14 protein-coding genes and 1 tRNA gene are annotated in these 16744 nt (G+C 75.2%); 4 read left to right on the forward strand and 11 right to left on the reverse strand.

Features of this window, described 5'->3' with window-relative positions:
• Nucleotides 1–441: 441 nt before the first annotated feature.
• Nucleotides 442–1770, reverse strand: coding sequence for an ABC transporter substrate-binding protein (locus ABD160_RS24090; RefSeq protein WP_344026290.1), 1329 nt, complete (start codon nt 1768–1770; stop codon nt 442–444).
• A gap of 347 nt (nt 1771–2117) precedes the next feature.
• Nucleotides 2118–2753 (reverse strand): ANTAR domain-containing response regulator, encoded by a 636-nt coding sequence (locus ABD160_RS24095; protein WP_344026292.1) that lies wholly within the window; start codon nt 2751–2753, stop codon nt 2118–2120.
• 315 nt (nt 2754–3068) lie between these two features.
• Here ABD160_RS24095 and ABD160_RS24100 point away from each other — a divergent pair, with 315 nt between their 5' ends.
• Complete coding sequence (locus ABD160_RS24100) at nt 3069–3845, forward strand: SpoIIAA family protein (protein ID WP_344026295.1); 777 nt, start codon at nt 3069–3071, stop codon at nt 3843–3845.
• Nucleotides 3846–3930: 85 nt separating this feature from the next.
• On the opposite strand, the gene ABD160_RS24105 is transcribed toward ABD160_RS24100, so the two are convergent.
• The 4 genes from ABD160_RS24105 to ABD160_RS24120 form a co-directional block, all read right to left on the reverse strand.
• Nucleotides 3931–4812, reverse strand: a complete 882-nt coding sequence (locus ABD160_RS24105) for a universal stress protein (RefSeq protein ID WP_344026297.1) — start codon at nt 4810–4812, stop codon at nt 3931–3933.
• Between the two features lie 149 nt (nt 4813–4961).
• Nucleotides 4962–5035: transfer RNA gene (locus ABD160_RS24110), tRNA-Leu, on the reverse strand.
• Nucleotides 5036–5133: 98 nt separating this feature from the next.
• The gene (locus ABD160_RS24115; protein ID WP_344026375.1) at nt 5134–6315 is read right to left on the reverse strand and encodes a class I SAM-dependent RNA methyltransferase; all 1182 of its coding nucleotides are present in this window, start codon (nt 6313–6315) and stop codon (nt 5134–5136) included.
• A gap of 17 nt (nt 6316–6332) precedes the next feature.
• The gene (locus ABD160_RS24120) at nt 6333–8387 is read right to left on the reverse strand and encodes an APC family permease (RefSeq protein ID WP_344026300.1); all 2055 of its coding nucleotides are present in this window, start codon (nt 8385–8387) and stop codon (nt 6333–6335) included.
• Nucleotides 8388–8513: 126 nt separating this feature from the next.
• Between ABD160_RS24120 and ABD160_RS24125 the strand changes: the two genes are divergently transcribed.
• Together ABD160_RS24125 and ABD160_RS24130 are read left to right on the forward strand one after the other, a co-directional pair.
• Complete coding sequence (locus tag ABD160_RS24125; protein WP_344026303.1) at nt 8514–9176, forward strand: potassium channel family protein; 663 nt, start codon at nt 8514–8516, stop codon at nt 9174–9176.
• Nucleotides 9176–9835, forward strand: a complete 660-nt coding sequence (locus ABD160_RS24130) for a potassium channel family protein (RefSeq protein ID WP_344026306.1) — start codon at nt 9176–9178, stop codon at nt 9833–9835. Before ABD160_RS24125 ends, ABD160_RS24130 begins: the two co-directional genes overlap by 1 nt.
• 49 nt (nt 9836–9884) lie before the next feature.
• Here the strand turns inward: ABD160_RS24130 and ABD160_RS24135 are convergent, their stop codons facing one another.
• The 4 genes from ABD160_RS24135 to dut all read right to left on the reverse strand — a co-directional run bounded on the left by ABD160_RS24135 (nt 9885) and on the right by dut (nt 15819).
• Entirely contained in the window at nt 9885–10598 is a 714-nt protein-coding gene (locus ABD160_RS24135) for a DUF3159 domain-containing protein (RefSeq protein ID WP_344026308.1), read from the reverse strand.
• Nucleotides 10599–10644: 46 nt separating this feature from the next.
• Complete coding sequence (locus ABD160_RS24140) at nt 10645–11025, reverse strand: OB-fold nucleic acid binding domain-containing protein (protein ID WP_344026310.1); 381 nt, start codon at nt 11023–11025, stop codon at nt 10645–10647.
• Nucleotides 11026–11242: 217 nt separating this feature from the next.
• The gene (locus tag ABD160_RS24145) at nt 11243–15280 is read right to left on the reverse strand and encodes a DUF3710 domain-containing protein (protein WP_344026312.1); all 4038 of its coding nucleotides are present in this window, start codon (nt 15278–15280) and stop codon (nt 11243–11245) included.
• A 23-nt stretch (nt 15281–15303) separates the two neighbouring features.
• Entirely contained in the window at nt 15304–15819 is a 516-nt protein-coding gene (gene dut / locus ABD160_RS24150; RefSeq protein ID WP_344026314.1) for a dUTP diphosphatase, read from the reverse strand.
• Nucleotides 15820–15844: 25 nt separating this feature from the next.
• On the opposite strand from dut, the gene ABD160_RS24155 reads away from it, so the two are divergent.
• Nucleotides 15845–16348 carry a DUF3093 domain-containing protein gene (locus ABD160_RS24155; protein ID WP_344026317.1) on the forward strand — a complete coding sequence of 168 codons (504 nt, stop codon included), beginning with the start codon at nt 15845–15847 and terminating at the stop codon, nt 16346–16348.
• A gap of 79 nt (nt 16349–16427) precedes the next feature.
• On the opposite strand, the gene ABD160_RS24160 is transcribed toward ABD160_RS24155, so the two are convergent.
• Complete coding sequence (locus ABD160_RS24160) at nt 16428–16730, reverse strand: DUF4193 domain-containing protein (protein WP_020626973.1); 303 nt, start codon at nt 16728–16730, stop codon at nt 16428–16430.
• Nucleotides 16731–16744: the final 14 nt, after the last annotated feature.

A 16744-nucleotide genomic window follows, 5' to 3' on the forward strand; every position in this document is an offset into this window, starting at 1 on the left:
GCCGCACCCTCAGCACGACGCCGCACCCGAACTACACGGTGCGCCGTCGCACTGGCGGTGCGAGGTCACGCTGGGGGTGCGAGGACGCGAGATCGCCGTGGGGCAGACCGCGGCTGCTCCGAGCGGCCCGGCAGCGGCACGAACCACCCGGCAAGGCACCGAACCTCGGCAGGGCACCGAACCCCGGCAGGGCACCGAACCCCGGCAGGGCACCGAGCCCCGGCAGGGCACCGAGCCCCGGCAGGGCACCGAACCTTGGCAGGGCACCGAACCTTGGCAGGGCACCGAACCGCCCGGAGGGTCGGAGCCGGCCCCGGGGCGTGCCGCCAGGGCCGCGGGTGCGATCCGCGGGACGTGCGCACGACCCACGGCTCCCGGGCCGGCGCACGACGAAAGGGGGCGGACCCGCGGGCCCGCCCCCTCGTCGTCGCGCGTCGGGACTCAGCCCTGAGCACCCACCCGGATGAAGGTGGGGTCGTCGGCCAGCGTGTTCTCGCCCGTGAAGGTGAGCACGCCGTACGAGCCGGAACCGGGCTCACCGGCGTCGGTGAAGTCCAGGGTGCCGGTCACGCCGTCGTAGTCGACGTCACCGCCCTGGTCGAGGATCGCCTTGCAGTCGGCGAAGGTGGTGCACTTCTCGCCGTCCTTGGTGATCCCGTTGATCTCCGACGCGATGTCGGCACCGTTCGTCGACTGCGCCGCCTCGGCCGCCAGCGCCGAGATGATCACGGCGTCGTACGACTCACCGGCGTAGTTGACGTCGGTCAGGCTCGGGTCCTCGGCCCGCAGCCGCTGCTCGAAGTCCCCGGAGAGCTCGGTGAGCGGCGTGGTGCCCTTCATGCCCTCCAGCAGCCCGGGCGGCAGACCCTCGCCGAGGGCGTTGCCCATGTTGCCGTCGGTGCCGTAGACGCCCTTCTGGGCCGGCCCGATCTGGACCTCGCTCATCCGGGTGAGGATCCGCTTCGACTCGTCGAAGCCGATCACCGCGATCGAGTCCGGATCGAACTGCGCGATCTGGTCGATCTCCGGGTTGAACGACGCCGCGTTCGGGTCGTAGATGATCTTCTGGATCTGGTCCTGCGGGATGCCCGCGGAGACCAGGTTCTGCTCGGTGTTGTCGGCCAGCCCGGCGCCGTACGGGTCGTTACGGGCCAGGATGCTCACCCGCTGACCACCGTCGGAGGTGATCAGCTGCGCGAGCGCCTGCGCCTGCAGGACGTCCGGCGGAGCGGTCCGGAAGTACAGACCGGCGTCCTCCCAGCAGGTGAACTCGTCCGAGGTGTTCGCCGGCGAGAACTGCACCACACCCGCACCGGTGATCTTGTCGATCACCAGCTTGGACACGCCGGACGCCGCGGCGCCGACGATGACCTGGGTCCCGGAGGCCAGGTGCCGGTCGACCGTCTGGTTGGCGATGTCGGTGGTGTCGTCACCGGAGTCGCCGCGCAGGTGCTCGACCGGGCTGCCGAGAACGCCGCCCGCCTCGTTGATCTCCGCGAGCGCCACCTCGACACCGGCGAACTCCGGCGGGCCGAGGAAGGCCAGGCTGCCGGTCTCGGGCAGCAGCGTGCCGATCTTCAGCGGCTCGGTGCTGGGGTTACCGGTGGGCTGCGCCTGCGGCGGTGTGCACTCCTGACCGGCGGCGGCCGGAGCCTCGCTCCCCGCCGTGTCCTCTCCACCGGCGCCGGCGTCCCCACCGCCGCCACAGCCGGCAAGTACCAGCGTCGTCACCCCGGCCAGGGCGGCGAATCGCCACGTTGATCGCGTCATACAGGTTCCCCTTCGACCGCCCCCCGCCGTCGAAGTCGCGCGGGAGGATGGCGGAAAACTAGTACGCCCGAACCAGGAAATGGGAGCCGATCACCGCTCGTGACACGAATGTGATGATTCGACTCACGACCGTCACGTAATGATCTTTCCGGGTGTGCGCCTTGCCACGCGCAGTGACCGGTCAGTTTCTCGGTGAACCGGATCGGCAGAATCGGAATCGTTCTGAAACTGTCGGCGCTGTAACGCCGGGCCGGGTGCGCACGATGTGATCCGGCCCCGGAACGCACCGCAGCCCCCGCGGCCGGGTGGCTGCGGGGGCTGCGGTGGGAGCCGGTGCGGGCGGTCCGTCAGGAGGACGACTTGGCGGGCGCCAGCCCGTCGACGACGGCCTCGGCGACCGCCTTCATCGTCGTCCGGCGGTCCATCGCGGTGCGCTGGATCCAGCGGAACGCCTCGGGCTCGGACATCTTCTGGTGGGTCATCAGCAGGCCCTTGGCCCGGTCGACGACCTTGCGGGTCTCGAACCGCTCGTTGAGCGAGGCCACCTCGTCCTCGAGCGCCTTCTTCTCGGCGAACCGGGAGACGGCGAGCTCGATCGCCGGCACCAGCTCGTGCCGGGCGAACGGCTTGACCAGGTAGGCCATGGCGCCGGCGTCGCGGGCGCGCTCGATCAGGTCACGCTGGCTGAACGCGGTCAGCATGACGACCGGGGCGATCTTCTCCTCGACGATCGTCGCGGCCGCCTCGATGCCGTCCTTCTTGGGCATCTTGACGTCCATGATCACCAGATCCGGGGACAGCTCGCGGGCCTGGCTGATGGCCGCCTCGCCGTCGCCCGCCTCGCCGGCGATCTGGTAGCCCTCCTCGGAGAGCATCTCGGCGAGGTCCATCCGGATCAGGGCCTCGTCCTCGACGACCAGCACCCGCCACCCGGGCTGCGGGCCGCCCTCGGCCGGCGTCTCTGCGGGAACGTTGTCGGTCACCGGGGAACTCCTTCGGGGTACGTACGGGGCACGGGCACTCGGGGCACTGACACACGGGGCCACTGGAGTACAGGGCCACTGGGACCGGACCCCGAGGCTACTCGCGGACCCCCATCCGGGTCGTCTCACTTCGGCCTTTCGTGTGCGGAAACACGCCACCGTGGACGCGTTACCCGTCCGATCGGCCAGGGGCGCACCGTCCGTCATGTCCCGGTTCACGCCGTCGGACCCGGCGCGGGCGCACCCCAAGTGCCCTGGCCCGGCCGGCCGCGGGTGCCGATCGTCGGCCGGACAGGCACGAGAAGGGACGGCACCATGATCGAGACCCTGGACGGGCTCCCGGACGGCGTGGACGGCTTCCGCCCGGTCGGGCGGATCTCCGTCGCCGACTACGAACAGGTGGTGGTGCCGGTGCTCGACCGGGCCGACGCCGAGCGGCGACGGCTGCGGCTGCTCTGCGTCGTCGATCCGGCGTTCACCGGGCTGGAGCCGGACGCGCTGTGGGAGGACCTGCGGGTCGGCCTGCGGGCGATGCCGATGATGGACGGCTGCGCGGTGGTCAGCGACATCGGCTGGATCCGGGACGCCGTCCGGATCGCCGCCTTCCTGATCCCGTACCCGGTGCGGCTGTTCGGTGCGGCCGAGCAGGCCGCGGCGGCGGACTGGCTGCGGGAGCTGCCCGGCGGCAGCGGGTTCTCGGTGCAGCTGCTCGACGACGGCGCGGTCGCGGTCGTGCGGGTCCGGCGGCCGCTGCGGGTCGCCGACATCGCCGCGCTCACCGCGACCGTCGACGACTGGTTGCGCACGCACGACGAGCTCGGCGGGCTGGTCCTCTCGGCGCCGTCGCTGCCCGGCTGGCAGAACCTGAGCAGCCTGCTGCGGCACGTCCGGTTCGTGGCCGGGCACCACCGGCGGGTCCGGCGGGTGGCGCTGGCCGTGGACGGCACGATCGGCGCGTGGGCGCCGACCGTCGCGGACCTGGCGCTGCATCCGGAGGTCCGGCACTTCCGGCACGCCGACGAGGCGCTCGCGATCGGCTGGGCGGCGGCCGGGGTGCCGGCCGGCAGCGCGGCCGGCCCCGCGGAGCCGTGACCGGCGCCGGGTCCCGGCGGGGCGCACCCCGGGACCCGGCCGTGGCCGGCGGGCCGCCGGCCCGGAACGGGATCGTGAGCGGGCCTCAGGCCGGTGCGGAGTCGTTGCGCGCGACCAGCACCGGGCAGTGCGCGTGGTGCAGCAGCGCCCGGCTGACCGAGCCGAGCAGCAGCCCCGCGATGCCGCCGCGGCCGCGGGACCCGACCACGACCAGCCTGGCGCCGGCGGAGGCCGCGACGAGTGCCCGGGCGGCGCCGTCGCGCACCATCTCCGGCCGGACCTCGACGTCGGGGAACTCGCCGGTCCAGCGGGCCAGTGCCACGTCGAGCAGCCGGCGCTCCGCCGCGAGGGTGGCCTCGGAGTCCACCAGCAGGCCGACGTAGGGGTCCGCGACGTCGTCGGACCAGGCGTGCAGGGCGACCAGCGGGGCACCGCGCAGCCGCGCCTCGGCGAACGCGACGCCGAGCGCCGCGTCGGCGAGCCCGGACCCGTCGACGCCGACGACCACCGGACCGCCGGGGGTGTGCATCCCGCGCAGCACGACGACCGGGCAGCGGGCGGTCGCCGCCGTGCCGACCGCGACCGAGCCGGCGAGCAGCTCGGCGAAGCCGCCGCGGCCGCGGTCGCCCAGCACCAGCAGGCGGGCGTGCGCCGACTCGTGGTGCAGCGCGGTGACCGCGGCGTCCTCCGCGACCGCGGTGCAGATCCGGTGCGCGGGCAGCACCTCCCGGGCCACGACGACCGCGTCCTCCAGGTTGCGGGCCGCGGTCTCCCTGGCCCGGCGGGCCCGGTCCGCGGCGCCGATCGGGGCGAGCCCGCCGTCGTCGTCGAGCCGCCCGGTCGCGGCGACGAGCCGCAGCGGGAGGTCCCGGGCGAGCGCGTCCTGCGCGGCCCAGCGGACCGCGGCCAGCGCCTGCCCGGAGCCGTCCACCCCGCACACCACCGGGGCCACCGTCGGGTCGTCCATCTGCCGGTCCCTCTCCGTCGTCGGTGACACCGACGATGGCCTGCGGCGGGCGGGTGCGCCGCAGGCCGCGGTCCCCGTACGTGCGGGACGAAGGACCCGGGCGGGCGGGGCGGAACCGTGCCGGAACGGCCGGTGGATCTGCTGGACCGTGCCCCCGGTGGGATTCGAACCCACACTGTACGGTGTTTGAGACCGCTTTCTCTGCCAATTGGAATACGAGGGCGTGAAACGTTCGGCGTATTCGCTTCCGTTCCCAGCCTAGCGGGCCGCCGGACGGCCGCGGAATCCGGGCGCGGCCCGCGCCGGGCCCCCGGCGACCGGTCAGCCGAGCCGTTCGAGCAGCACGGCGGCCTCCAGGTGATGGGTCATCGGGAACGCGTCGAACCCGCGCAGCGCGGCCACCCGGTAGCCGGCCCGGGCGAACAGCGCGAGGTCCCGGCCGAGCGCGGCCGGGTCGCAGGCGACGTGCACCACCCGGCGCGGGCCGCGGTCGGCGAGCGCGCGCACGGTGGCGGCACCGAGCCCGGCCCGCGGCGGGTCGGTGACGACGACGTCCGGGGACGGGCCGAGCCGGGCGATCTCCCGCTCGGCCCGGCCGGGCACGAACCGGACCTGCGGCAGGTCGGCGAGCGCGGCCCGGCCGTCCTGCACCGCGGACCGCGAGGACTCCACCACGAGCACCGTGCCGTCCGGCCCGACCTGCCCGGCCAGCACCGACCCGAGCAGCCCGACGCCGCCGTAGAGGTCCCAGGCGACGCCGCCGGCCGGGGCGTCCGCCCAGTCCCCGACGACGCCGGCGAGGGTGTCCGCCAGCGCCGGGTGCACCTGCCAGAACGTCCCCGGCGACAGCTCCCAGGTCCGGCCGGCGGCGCGCACCGTGGTGCCGGCACCGACCCGGGCGGCGCCGTCGTCGCCGACCGTCACCTCCAGCTCGGTCCCCGGGGCGAACCGCTGCTCCAGCACCGGCCCGAGCGCGCCGGCGGGGACCAGCGAGCAGTCCGCGATCTCGCACACGTCGTGGCTGCGGTGCGCGCGCAGGCCGGGCACGCCCGCGTCGTCGACGGCGAGCCGGGCCCGGGTCCGCCAGCCGAACGGGCCACCGGGCAACTCCTCGACGACGACCTCGTGCAGCGGCACCGACGACAGCCCGGCGGCCGGCCCGGCGAGCCGGTCCAGCTGTTCGCGCAGCACCGCGGTCTTCAGGTCGCGCTGGGCCGGCGGTGCCGCGTGCTGGAAGTCGCAGCCGCCGCAGCCGCCGGGACCGGCCCACGGGCACGCCGGTTCCACCCGGTCCGGGGAGGGATCCAGCACGGCGACCGTGTCGGCCCGGCAGAACGCACCGCCCGGGTCCTCGGTCACCACCGCGCGGACCCGCTCCCCCGGCAGCGCGTGCCGGACGAACACGACCCGGCCGTCGCCGTCGACACCCGGGGTGCCGTCCTCGGCGGCCCTGGCCACGAAGTGCCCGCCGTGCGCGACCGGGCCGACCAGCAGCTCCAGCATCCGGTCGGTCCAGTCGGTCACCGGCGTGTCTCCTTCGTGCGGGCGCTGCCCGTCGTCGTACGTGTGTCCTCGCCCGGTCCGGCGGTGCCGTCCGGGTAGCCGCGCCGGGACGCGCCCGGCGCCTGCAGCGGCGACAGCGCCCTGGCCCGCGACGACGACGGCAGCTGCCACGGCACGCTCGTCACCATCACCCCCGGCTGGAACAGCAGCCGCGTCTTGAGCCGCAGTGCGCTCTGATTGTGCAGCACCTGCTCCCACCAGTGCCCGACGACGTACTCCGGGATGTAGACGGTGACGACGTTGCGCGGCGAGTCGGTGCGGATCCGCTTCACGTAGTCCAGCACGGGCCGGGTGATCTCCCGGTAGGGGGACTCCACCACCTTGAGCGGGACCGGGACCCCGCGCCGGTGCCACTGGTCGACCAGCTTCTTGGTCTCGGCGTCGTCGACGTTGACGGTGACGGCCTCCAGGATGTCCGGCCGGGTGGCGCGGGCGTAGGCGAGCGCCCGCAGCGTCGGCTTGTGCAGGGTGGACACCAGGACGACGGCGTGGTTGCGCGACGGCAGCACGTCGTCGGTCTCGTCGGCCACCAGCGCGGCGGCGACCCGGTCGTAGTGCAGCTGGATGCCGCGCATGAGCACGAAGAAGCCGGCCATGGCGACGATCGCGATCCAGGCGCCGAGGGTGAACTTGGTGATCAGCACGGTGACCAGGACCAGGCCGGTCATGCAGGCCCCGAACCCGTTGATCGCCTGGCTGCGCCGGATCCGGCGGCGCTGCGCCTGCTCGGGGCCCAGCTCCAGCTCCCGGTTCCAGTGCCGCACCATCCCGGCCTGGGACAGCGTGAAGGACACGAACACGCCGACGGTGTAGAGCGGGATCAGCCGGGTCACCTCGGCCTGGAAGCCGACCACCAGCAGGATCGCGAACAGCGCCAGCACGACGATGCCGTTGGAGAACGCCAGCCGGTCGCCCCGGGTGTGCAGCTGGCGGGGCAGGTAGCGGTCCTGGGACAGGATCGAGCCGAGCACCGGGAAGCCGTTGAAGGCGGTGTTCGCGGCCAGCACCAGGATCAGCGCGGTCATCACGATCACGAACAGGTAGCCCGGTGGGAAGTTGTCGAACACGGCGTCGGCGAGCTGCGCGATCAGCGTCTGCTGGCGGTAGCCCTCCGGGGCGTCCGGGAACTGCCGCGCCGGGTCCTCCGCGATCTGCACGTGGGTCAGCTGGGCGAGCGCGATCAGGCCCATGAACAGCGACACCGACATCACGCCGAGCAGCAGCAGCGTGGTCGCCGCGTTGCGCGACTTGGGCTTGCGGAACGCGGGCACCCCGTTGGAGATGGCCTCGACACCGGTCAGCGCGGCCGCGCCCTGGGTGAACGACCGCAGCACCAGCAGCACCAGCGCCAGACCGGTGAAGGCGTCGCCCTCGGCGACCAGGTCGAGATCGGCGCTCGCGGCCCGGACGTCGTCGCCGAGGATCAGGATCCGGGTCAGCCCCCAGATGATCATCGTGCCGACGCCGAACACGAACGCGTACACCGGCACCGCGAACGCGGCCCCGGACTCCCGGATCCCGCGCAGGTTGATCGCGGTGAGCACGGCGATCGCGGACACCGCGAACAGCACCTTGTGCTCGGCGACGAAGGGCACCAGCGCGCCGATGTTCGCGGCCGCCGCGGAGATCGACACCGCGACGGTGAGCGTGTAGTCGACCAGCAGCGCGCTGGCGACGGTGAGCCCGGCGTTGCGGCCCAGGTTGACCGTGGCGACCTCGTAGTCGCCGCCGCCGGACGGGTAGGCGTGCACGTTCTGCCGGTAGCTCGCCACCACCGTCAGCAGGACGACGACGACCGCCAGCCCGATCCACGGCGACATCACGTACGACGCGACGCCGGCCACCGACAGCGTCAGGAAGATCTCCTCGGGGGCGTAGGCCACCGACGACATCGCGTCCGAGGCGAACACCGGGAGCGCGATCCGCTTGGGGAGGAGAGTGCTGGTCAGACGGTCGCTGCGCTGCGGTCGGCCGACGACGAGCCGCTTCAGGGCGACGACGAGCGTGGACACGAGCGCAGCCTATGCCTCGTGCAACACGGCGACGCGATAACGTGCGCCCCGTCGTGACCCGGTGCGGCACAGACGGAACGAATCGTACATCCCGGGCTGTTGCCCGCCGGAAGGACCCAGCTCGCCATGCACGTCGTGATCATGGGATGCGGACGCGTCGGCTCGTCCCTCGCCTCCGGGCTGGAGCGGCTCGGGCACGAGGTCGCGGTGATCGACCGGGACCCGCAGGCGTTCCGCAGGCTCGGCCCGGACTTCCGGGGCCGGCAGGTGGTCGGGTTCGGCTTCCACCGCAGCGTGCTCGACGAGGCCGGGCTGGACTCGGCGGACGCGTTCGCCGCCGTCTCCTCCGGGGACAACTCGAACATCATCGCGGCCCGGGTGGCCCGGGAGAGCTACGGCGTGGAGAAGGTCGTCGCCCGGATCTACGACGCGAAGCGGGCCGCGGTGTACGAGCGGCTCGGCATCCCGACCGTCGCCACCGTGCCGTGGACGACCGACCGGCTGCTGCGGATGCTGCTGCCCGACGGCGTCGCCACCGCCTGGCGGGAGCCGACCGGCACGGTCGCGGTGCTGCCGCTGCCGCTGCACGAGGACTGGGTCGGCCGGTCGGTGCGCGACCTGGAGGAGGCGACCGCGTCGCGGGTGGCGTTCATCGTCCGGTTCGGCAGCGGGGTGCTCCCGACCGCGACGACCATCGTGCAGGCCGAGGACACGGTGTACGTGGCCGCGGTGTCGGGCACGGTCAGCGACGTGACGGCGGCCGCCGCGGCGCCGCCGGAGGAGGACTGATGCGGGTCGCGATCGCCGGGGCGGGCGCCGTCGGGCGTTCCATCGCGCTGGAGCTCGTCGAGTCCGGGCACCGGGTGATGCTGATCGAGCGCGAGCTCGCCCAGATCGACCCGGGCGCGGTCCCGGACGCCGAGTGGGTGCACGCCGACGCCTGCGAGCTGGCCTCGCTGGAGGATGCCGGCGTCGAGGGATGCGACGTGGTCATCGCGGCGACCGGCGACGACAAGGTCAATCTCGTGGTGTCGCTGCTGGCGAAGACCGAGTTCGGGGTGCGCCGGGTGGTGGCCCGGGTGAACGACCCGCGCAACGAGTGGCTGTTCGGCGAGAACTGGGGGGTCGACGTCGCCGTCTCCACCCCGCGGCTGCTGGCGGCGCTGGTCGAGGAGGCCGTCGCAGTCGGCGACCTGGTGCGGCTGCTGACGCTGCGCCAGGGCCAGGCGAACCTGGTCGAGGTGACGCTGCCCGAGGACACGCCGCTGGCCGGCCGCCCGGTCCGCTCGGTGACGCTGCCGCCGGACTCGGCGCTGGTGACGATCCTGCGTGGCGGCCGGGTGATCGTGCCGCAGCCCGACGACGCCCTGGAGCCGGGTGACGAGCTGCTGTTCGTCGCGACGACCGCGGTCGAGGACGACATCCGGGAGGCCCTGGCCCGGCCGTGAGCCCCGGCCGTGAGCCCCGGCCGTGGGGCCCGGGCCGTGGGCCCGGCCGTCAGACCCGGGTGGCGCTCTCCGCCCGCCGCACGATCAGCACGGTCGCCAGCAGTGCGAGGCCCAGCAGCGGGTAGCCCATCGCGAGCCGGGCGATGCCCAGCCAGGTCTCGGCGTTGGCGTCGTAGAGCAGTCCCTGCACGACCACCCGGGAGACGAAGACGACCGCGAGCAACCCGGTGGCGATCGTGTACGCCCGCAGCAGGACCGGGTTCTCCCGCCATTCCATGCCGCGCGAGTTGATGCCGTTCCAGATCACCCCGGCGATCGGCCAGCGCACGATCATCGACACGATCGCGGTGAGCGCGAAGAACGAGCTGATGAGCAGGCCGGGCAGGTAGAAGCCGCGGGCCTCGCCGGTCTGCCGCGCGACCAGCGCGCAGATGCCGACGCCGAGCAGGCCGGACACGGCCGGCTGGATCGGGTCGCGGCGGACCAGCCGCCACACCATCACCGCGACGCCGACGGCGAGCGCCGCGTACAGCCCCGGCTGCAGCCCGGCGATCAGGTTGACCAGCACGAACACCGCGACCGGCACCGAGGAGGCGACGATCCCGGAGAGGCCGCCCATCTGTTCCATCAGGGTCGGCCCGGCCTGCGGGTCGCGCCCGCCGCCGGGCACCGGTGGCCCGACGGGGCCGGTCTGCTCGTCGCCTGCCGGCGGCGGGTCGACCCGCGGGAGCCGGGTGGTCGGGGCCTCGTGGTGGTCGCTCACGGATTCCGATCGTTCGTCGCGGCCCGGTGCACCGGGCCGGGGCGGGCTACTGCTGGGGCTGGCAGATCTCGTAGTACGGGTTGTACAGCACCTTCTGCCCGTCACGGACGGAGATCCGCCCGCGCACGCGCATCGTGCGGCCCGCCTCGATGCCGGGGATGCGCCGGCGGCCCATCCAGACCAGGGTGACGCCGTCGGTGCCGTCGAACAGCTCGGCCTTCAGCGTGGCGTCGGCGCTCTGCGGGCAGAGCTCGACGCTGCGGATCCGGCCGAGCATCGTGACCTCCTCGCCGCAGGTGCAGTCGCGGGCCGGCCGTGCACCGGTCTCCTCGACGTCCTCGGCCAGGTCGCGGGCGTCGAGCTCGTCGACGTCGCTGGTGAGTGTGCGGAGCATCCGGCGGAACGCCCCGCCGTCCGTGCTGCCCATGTCTCTCCTCGCCCCGCGTGGCCCGTGTTCCGCACATCGTGTGGCGACCCGCCGGGCCGTGGTGTCGCGCGCCAAGGGTAACGCGCGCGGGCCCCGGTTTGTGCCCGCGCAACGGCAGCTCACAGCGGGTGGCCGGGCGCGACCACCGGTCGCCCGCCGGCGCCCGGTGGTCGCTGCCGGGCGGACCGGCGGACCGGGCCGGTGGTGCGCCCGCCGTTCAGTCCCGCCGGTGCTTCCCGAGGTCGCGGGGATCGGTGCCGTTGCTGCGCCGACCGGACGACCACTGCCCGGTCACACCGGAGACGCCCGCCGCGCGGCCGGCCTCTCCGACCGGTTCGTCCGGGTCGTCCCCCGGGTCGCCCGCGGTGCCGCGGGAGGACGCCATGGCCCGGCTCGCGCGGTAGTCGGCGAGGCCGGTGACGCCGTTCGGGCGCCGGACCGGCTCGTCCTCGTACGGGGCGGGCCCGGCACCGTCCGGGCGCCCGGCCGACGCACTGCGCAGCAGGTCCTGCAGGGCGCTGCGGGCCTCGTCGGCCGAGGTCGGGCCGCCGTCGCGGTAGCGGTCGGCGGCCGACGGTGCCCGGAACAGGTCGTCTCCCCCGGGCCCGGGATCCACGGTGGGCCGGTCGGCGGACTCGCCGGGGTGGGTGCCGTTCACCCGGCCGTCCCGGTCGTGGCCGCCGGGCCGGGCGCCGTGCTCGGCTGCGTAGCCCCCGGACCCGGCGCCGTAGTGGCCGCCGGACTCGGCTGCGTAGCCGTCGGACTCGGCGCCGTAGTGGCCGCCGGACTCGGCGCCGTAGTGGCCGCCGGGCTCGGCTCCGAAGCTGCCCGACTCGGCTCCGTAGCCGTCGGACCCGTAGCCGCCGGACCCGTAGCCGCCGGACCCGTAGCCGCCGGATTCGTAGCCGCCGGACCCGTAGCCGCCGGACCCGCGGCTGCCGGGCTCGGCCCCGCCTGACTCGTGACCGCCGGACCCGGCACTCCCGCCCGGATAGCCGCCGGTCCGGTGGTCCCCGTTCACCCGGCCACCGGACCGCCGCTCCGTGGACCGGGCAGCTTCGTCCCGGTGCGGCGCGTTCCCGTTCGATCGCGCCCGGCCGGTGGTCCCGTACCGGGTCTCCCCCGGCTCTCTCAGACCAGAGCCGGACCGCTCGTCCCCGGACGTCGCGCTGGGCGCGGTCCCGGACCGGCGGCGACCGGTCCCGGCGTCCAGCACGGCCGAGGCCAGGATGTCGGCGACCGACATCCCGCCGCCGGTGCCCTCGCCGTGTCGCCCGGAGCGGCGGGTCGCGGCGATCTCCGCCGACATCCAGCCCTCGTCGGCGCCACCTGCCGGATCGCCGTCCCGGCGACGGCCGGTGGTGCGTTCCGGCCGGTCCGCGGCGGCCGGACGTTCGTGTCGTTCGCGGCGCGGCAGCGCGGGCGGCGGTTCGGGGGTCCGGTCGAGCGTCGCCTCCATCAGCGGGACGTCGGACAGGGGGATGTCCTCGATCGCCAGCGCGGGACGCGGGCCGTTCCCGGGCCGGCCGGTCCCGGTCCGGTCGGTCCGGGCCCGGTCGGTCCCGGCCCGGTCGGTCCCCGGCCGTTCGGTCCCGGCCCGGTCGTCGGGCTCGGTGCCGTCGCGACCGGCGAGCAGCTCTGCTGCCTCGACCCGGTCCCCAGGGTCGCGGTCCTCGGACCGGCGACGCCGGGTTCGCCGACCGGCGTCCGGGTCGGCGGCCGGTGGGATGTCCGACGCACCCGCGCCGAACGGCGGTGTGTCGTCCCCCGACCGGCCGGGGCGACCGGCACCGTCACCGAGATCGGTGCGCTCGGCCCGGTCGCTCCGGTCGACCAGATCGCCCCGGTCGGCCCAGTCGCTCCGGTCGGCCCGGTCGCTCCGGTCAGCGCGGTCGCTCCGGTCCGCGCGCCGGTTGCGGTCGGCGCGCTCGCTGCGGGCCTGCTCCTCCCGGGCGGCCTCCGCCTCGGCCAGCAGGTCCGCCACCGACAGCGAGGTCACCGCCGGATCGCGGCGGACCGGCGGCTCCGGTGCCGGCTCCGGCGCCCGGTCACGCAGCGACGGCTCCGGGTTGCGAACCGGCTCCGCAGCACGCGCGGGCTCACGAACCGGCTCTGCGACGCGAGCGGACTCCCGGGCCGATTCCGCGGCGCGAACCGGCTCACGGGCCGATTCCGCGGCGCTGGCGGGCTCACGAACCGGCTCCGCGGCGCGAGCGGACTCCCGGGCCGGTTCCGGGGCGTGCGCCGGGCGCGGCGCGTGGATCGGCCCCCGGGGGGCCTCGGCCGCGGGGGCGGGCACTCGGCCGGCCCCGGTCGCCGGACCGGTCCGCCGGCGCGGCGGGGCGGCCTGCTCGCGGTCGTCGCGCACCGGGGCGCCGCGGGCCGGCTCCGCCGGCCGGGTGCGCCGGTCGGGCCTGCCGTAGCGGCCGGTCGCCGGCTGGGCGAGGGCGTCCGGCTCGTCGAGGTCCTGGGGGCCTGCGGCGATCGTGGTGCGCTCGGCGGGTGCCTCCGGCGGGATCGGCCGGGCGAGGGCCGTCCGCTCGGCGGCGGTCTCGTCGGGCACCGCCGAGGCCGCGGCGGGACGCCGGCCCACCATCGGCAGGGCCCGGGTCTCCGACTCCGGTGCGGGACCGTCGGGGCGCCGCAGCGGCGCGGACACCGGCCCGCCGGCCGGGCCGCGACGGGCCGCGGCGGGTGCGGGGCGCGCGTCCTCGCGCTGCGGTGCGGCGCCCGGCCGCGGCGTCGCACCGGTGTCCGGGCGCGGCGTCGCACCGGTCGCGGGTGCCTTCGTGGCCCCCGACTCCCCGGCGGGCCGGGGCACCGACACCGTGATGCTCGGCTTCTGCGGCGCGACGTCGGGCTGCTCCTCGCGCATGTGCTCGGGCAGCTCGAGCGGCAGCACCGTCCGCGGCGGGTACGGCGACTTCCCGCGCACGACGATGATCCCGCGCAGCACCCGGCGGAGCTCGACGTCCAGCGCCTCGACGGTCTCCAGCGCCGCCGTCGCGACGCCGTAGACCATCCAGCGCGGCCCGTCGCAGCCGACGAACACCGACGCGGCGTTCTCGGTGCGGGCGTGCAGCTCGCGACCCCAGTCGCCACGCGTGGTGCGGATCCGCGCGCCGCCGTTGCGCAGCGACTGCTCGATCTCGGCCGACAGGTCGGCCCACAACCCCGACGAGCGGGGTGCGGCGAGCGCGCTGACCGCGATCCGGCCCTCGGGCAGCAGCAGGTGGACGGCCTGCGGGCGCTCGGCGCCCGCCGGTTCGAGCTTCAGCTCGGCGCCGTAGGGCACCGGGACGTGGATCGCCCCGAGATCGACGCGGGCGAGCGCGTCGGTCATCGACGGGTCGAGCTCCTCGACGTCGGCCGGGCCGAGCGGGCGGCCGCCGCTGCCGGGCGGCGGCACCGACAGCGGGGCGTCGCCGACGCCGTACTGGTCGTCGTCGTACTGGTCGTCGTCGTACTGGTCGTCGCCGTACTCGTCGTCGCCGTACTGGTCGGCCTCGTCCCGCTCGTCGTACCCGTCGTCACCGTCGTCGCGGTACGCCGCGGCGCCGGATCCGGCGCGGCCCCACCCGGGATCGTCGGGGTCGCCGCCGTCGAAGCCCTGCGGGGTGCGGTCGCGGGCGTAGGCCGGCTCGTCGCCCTCGCTGCGGTGGCTGAGCAGCGGGGGCTCGGACCGGTCCCAGCGGCCGTCCGGGGCGACCCGCTCGTCGCGCTCCTCGGGGGTGGCGCTGCGGAACCGGCCGGAGGCGTCGCGGCGGACCTGCGGGACCGCCGCGGTGGCCGAGGCGCCGTCCGGCGCCGGGGGCCTGCGTCCCGTGCCGTTGCGGTCCGTGCCGTTGCGGCCGGCGCCGTCGGTCGCCCGGGGCTGCCCGCTGGGACCGGCGGCCCCGCGCGGGCCGCCGGGGCCCCGCCCGGGGACGTCACCCGGCGCACCGTTCCGACCGGCCGGCCCACCGGCACCGTCGGCCGGCCCGGCTGCACGCCCGGACGGCCGCGCGGCACGGCCGTCCGGCCCAGCTGCACGCCCGTCGGGCCCACCCGCACGCCCGTTGGGCCCGCCGGTCGGCCCGCCCGCCCGGCCGGCCGGCCCGGCCGGACGACCGGTGCGGGCGGCGTCGGCTCCCGCGTAGTGGTCGGCGTAGTCGTCGTAGGGCGCGACGTCGGAGTCGTCGCCGTAGCCCGGGTAGCCGGGGTAGGTCCCGGTCCCGGTGTCCTCGACCCCGTGCTCGGGCTGGATGTCGAACATCCGCCCCCGTGTACGTCCGGGCATCAGTCGGTGCCTCCAGCGGGTCCGAGCGCGGCTGTGCCTCCGGTGGAGCCGTGGCCCGCGACGCCACGCGCGGACTCCGGCAGGGCCGGGACCTCGACGAACCGTGCGGTCTCGATCCGCTGCACGACGAGCTGCGCGATCCGGTCGCCCCGGCGCAGCGTGACCGGCTCGGCCGGGTCGAGGTTGACCAGGCAGACCTTGATCTCGCCGCGGTAGCCGGCGTCGACGGTGCCGGGCGCGTTGACGATCGACAGCCCGCACCGGGCCGCCAGCCCGGACCGGGGGTGCACGAACCCGGCGAAGCCCGCGGGCAATGCGATCGCGACGCCGGTGCCGACCAGCGCGCGTTCGCCGGGCGCGAGCACCAGGTCCTCGGTGGTCACCAGGTCGGCCCCGGCGTCCCCCGGCCGCGCATAGGCGGGTGGCGGGACGTCGGGGTCGAGCCGGGTCAGCAACACGTCGACAGACGGTGCGACCAGCGGCTCGTCCGGGGGAGCGGGCGCGGAACCGGGCACGGCGGGCGACGCTACCCTGGGACCCGTGAGCGATCGGCTTCCGGAGAGCGACTCTGCGACGTCCGGCCCCACTGCGTTCGACGAGCGGTTGTCCGTCCCGGTGTGGTGGTACCTGCTGGCGTTGGGTCTCGGCAGCCTCATGGGCGCCCAGATCCACATGGGCTATCCGGGCCTGCGGGCCTGGATCGGCTACGCCACGATGATCCCGCTGTGCATCGGCGTCCTGTGGTGGATGGGGCGCAGCCGCACCACGGTGCGTGACGGCAGGCTCGTGTCGAACGGGCGGGAGCTGCTGCTGTCCCAGGTCGGCGTCACCGACACGGTGCAACCGAAGGACAAGCAGCAGGCGATGGGCCCGGACCTCGATCCGACGGCCTACGTCCTGCACCGGGCCTGGGTCGGCCCGCTGGTGCGGGTGGAGGTCACCGATCCGGCCGTCGACGAGCCGTACTGGGTGCTGAGCACCCGCCGCCCGGAGGAGCTGCGGTCGGCGATCGCGGCGCAGGCACCGCATCCGCAGGCCCCCTGACGGATCCCGGTACCGGCCCCGCAGACGCGGACGGGCCCCGGCGGAGTTCCGCCGGGGCCCGTCCGATGTCGGTGGAAGGTCAGGCCGCGCAGTCGCGGCAGAGGAACTGCCCGCCCGAGGAGCTGGCCAGCCGGCTGCGGTGGTGCACCAGGAAGCAGCTGGCACAGGTGAACTCGTCCGCCTGCTTGGGCAGCACGTTCACCGTCAGCTCCTCGCCGGACAGATCCGCGCCCGGGAGCTCGTAGCTCTCCGCGGTGTCGGTCTCCTCGACGTCGACGACCGCGGACTGCGCCTCGTTGCGGCGCTGCTTGAGCTCGTCGAGCGAGTCCTCGGCCATCTCATCGGCCTCGTTGCGACGCGGAGCGTCGTAGTCGGTCGCCATGGGTCTCACCCTTG

Origin of the sequence: Pseudonocardia kongjuensis (assembly GCF_039526905.1) — a bacterium.
Lineage (GTDB): Bacteria > Actinomycetota > Actinomycetes > Mycobacteriales > Pseudonocardiaceae > Pseudonocardia > Pseudonocardia kongjuensis.

Bases quoted from the DNA above. Each gene is read 5' to 3' on its own strand.
- ABD160_RS24105 (WP_344026297.1), bottom strand. From the start codon at position 4,812: ATGGACGACCCGACGGTGGCCCCGGTGGTGTGCGGGGTGGACGGCTCC.
- ABD160_RS24145 (WP_344026312.1), bottom strand. From the start codon at position 15,280: ATGTTCGACATCCAGCCCGAGCACGGGGTCGAGGACACCGGGACCGGG.
- ABD160_RS24125 (WP_344026303.1), top strand. From the start codon at position 8,514: ATGCACGTCGTGATCATGGGATGCGGACGCGTCGGCTCGTCCCTCGCC.
- ABD160_RS24100 (WP_344026295.1), top strand. From the start codon at position 3,069: ATGATCGAGACCCTGGACGGGCTCCCGGACGGCGTGGACGGCTTCCGC.
- ABD160_RS24130 (WP_344026306.1), top strand. From the start codon at position 9,176: ATGCGGGTCGCGATCGCCGGGGCGGGCGCCGTCGGGCGTTCCATCGCG.
- ABD160_RS24115 (WP_344026375.1), bottom strand. From the start codon at position 6,315: ATGCTGGAGCTGCTGGTCGGCCCGGTCGCGCACGGCGGGCACTTCGTG.
- ABD160_RS24090 (WP_344026290.1), bottom strand. From the start codon at position 1,770: ATGACGCGATCAACGTGGCGATTCGCCGCCCTGGCCGGGGTGACGACG.
- ABD160_RS24140 (WP_344026310.1), bottom strand. From the start codon at position 11,025: ATGGGCAGCACGGACGGCGGGGCGTTCCGCCGGATGCTCCGCACACTC.
- ABD160_RS24160 (WP_020626973.1), bottom strand. From the start codon at position 16,730: ATGGCGACCGACTACGACGCTCCGCGTCGCAACGAGGCCGATGAGATG.